The following is a 2,228-nucleotide window of genomic DNA, read 5'->3' on the forward strand; positions in this document are numbered from 1 at the left end:
TGATGTTCCTAAAAATGTGACCTTTACCTCGCCCTGATTCAATACTTTTTGTGTTGTTTTTGGAGCATAATACGCCTTGTATTGTTGAATATCTGCTGAAGGTGTTAAAAACTTATAATAAACGAAAATAGAAGCGATTATTACTAGTACTAATAATCCTATAAAAAACACTCTTAATTTTTTTCTTAATGTGTATTTCAAAAAACATTCTCCTTTCTAGACAAAAGATATTATTATTTGACTGTGCTAAATCCTCCTACTTGAGGTTACCACAAAGTATCTATAAAATTAAAAAAACGCCATCCTTTCCTATGATTCTACAGAAAGAATAGCGTATTTGTTCTTTTTATGGATACATTTTTTTAGCTCGATGGCGATGTGGTGTTACCTCAAATATAATTATTTTATTTGAAGGTCTCTTTTAAATTTTTTTCAAATCTTTTCATAGGTTGATATACAAGGACGTGTAGTGATAAACCTATCACTTCAGTAATGTTTAAAATAATACTTATAATCATTAAAGACCATTCTATAACTGGAGAAAAGTATCCGTTCGTACTTAATGTGGAAGAACTTACACCTAGTATTAAAATCACTATTAGTAAAGGTAAGTTTTTAACCAATTTGAATCCCCCCTTTAAACACAATATCTTTATATTATTATATTACACACTAGGTTATGTAATTAATATAAGATAGTTATCTATGGGAATTTAACATATTTTTTTCGTTTTGGGGGTAACCTATTTTTTAGCTTGATAGCGATGAGGTAGCGCCACATGCCCATCAAGCTAATATTTTGCAGTACCCCCAAAATGAAATTTCTATCTATTGATAGTTATTTATGTAAGTTCGGCTCGTTTTGAAACAACTGATATCTCAATTTGATGATTATATGACGGTACCCCATATCTACCAACTTAAGAATACTAACTCCCTCTAAAAGTAAAAATCATTATTACTTTTAAACAAACTAGATTATTAGAATAGAAAACGTTTTTTCTTTACAGCTCATAGTCAAAATCAAATTATTCCTCCATTAAAAAGCCCTTAAAATAAATTTTTTCTCAATACCTATTTTTTGCTAAAAAATGTATATTTTATACAGATGATATCTTAATTCATCTAAAATATTTATTTAAAAAAACGGGAATGAGAAAGGATTGATTTATATGAATAAAAAAAAGAGCGGCAGGTTACAAAAGTCAATAAAGGTGTTTGCGACATCCGCTATTTTAGCAACCACGTTATTTGCACCTATTATGTCAAACAATTTAGATGTACATGCTGAAACTGCACAAACTGCAACTCAATATGAACAAAGAGAGTTTGACTTGCCAGGTACAGGTAGTTTTTGGGATGAAGCAAAAAGAGAAAAAAGAGGTGAGCAAAAAAATTATATGCCAACTGGAATTTATATAAAACCTAACGAACAGGTTACTATTACAGTATCAGGAACGCAAAAGATTAGAGCCATTATTGGGACACATCAATATGATAAAGAATGGGGAAAAGAAATTGATCTTTCTCCTGGCTCTAATACCATCTCTTCTCCAAACGGCGGCGTATTAGGGTTTGATAATTATCAAGGTACAGGAACAGTTAAGGTGCAGGTAACACAAGGCGGTAGTCCTATTCCATTTTTTGAATTAGGGAAACACACGAAAGATGACTGGATTGCCATGATGAACAAATATCCAGATGCACATGCGGTACAATTGAAATCAGAACGAGCAGTACTAACTGTAACTCGTGATAGTGCCAATAAATATATTGTAAATCAAGATCCTGTTCCTCTCTTAAATAAATATGATGAAATGATTCGGGCACAAGATCGGATATCGGGGTTATCTGAAACAGATCCTAATCCTTTACATCGTTCAACTCGTCGTATTTGGGCCTTTGTAGAAAACCCTAACGCACAAAGTTGGGGGATGTATGCAAGTTGGGATGGAGCTGTCTTTACGACTGCTGGTGAAGCAATCAAAAGTACTTTAAATGTCAATGAGTTTGGATGGGGACAAATGCATGAAGCGGGACATGCACGACAACAATATCCATGGACTTGGAATGATTTAAGAGGTATGGGTGAAGTAACTGTTAATCTATATTCTTTAGCTGCAGACAAGAAATTATATCCAAATAAACCAACACGTTTAGAATCAGAGGGAGATTATAATAGAGCCTTTGCTTATTTGAAACAAACGAATAAAGAATATAAAAATATA

The 2,228-nt window shown here is 32.5% G+C and carries 2 protein-coding genes and 1 pseudogene; 1 reads left to right on the top strand and 2 read right to left on the bottom strand.

The annotated features are described in order from the left end of the window. Both GFJ36_RS29740 and GFJ36_RS16745 read right to left on the bottom strand, forming a co-directional pair. Positions 1-201, bottom strand: a pseudogene (locus GFJ36_RS29740) (MBL fold metallo-hydrolase); the annotation flags it as partial. A gap of 203 nt (positions 202-404) precedes the next feature. Beyond that, entirely contained in the window at positions 405-623 is a 219-nt protein-coding gene (locus tag GFJ36_RS16745) for a hypothetical protein (protein ID WP_097891735.1), read from the bottom strand. A gap of 549 nt (positions 624-1,172) precedes the next feature. On the opposite strand from GFJ36_RS16745, the gene GFJ36_RS29745 reads away from it, so the two are divergent. Further along, positions 1,173-2,228, top strand: a 1,056-nt coding sequence (locus GFJ36_RS29745) for a M60 family metallopeptidase (RefSeq protein ID WP_242016008.1), incomplete at its 3' end; no start/stop codon positions are given.

This window comes from Bacillus sp. EE-W1 (assembly GCF_009760835.1).
Taxonomy (GTDB): Bacteria; Bacillota; Bacilli; order Bacillales; family Bacillaceae_G; genus Bacillus_A; species Bacillus_A wiedmannii.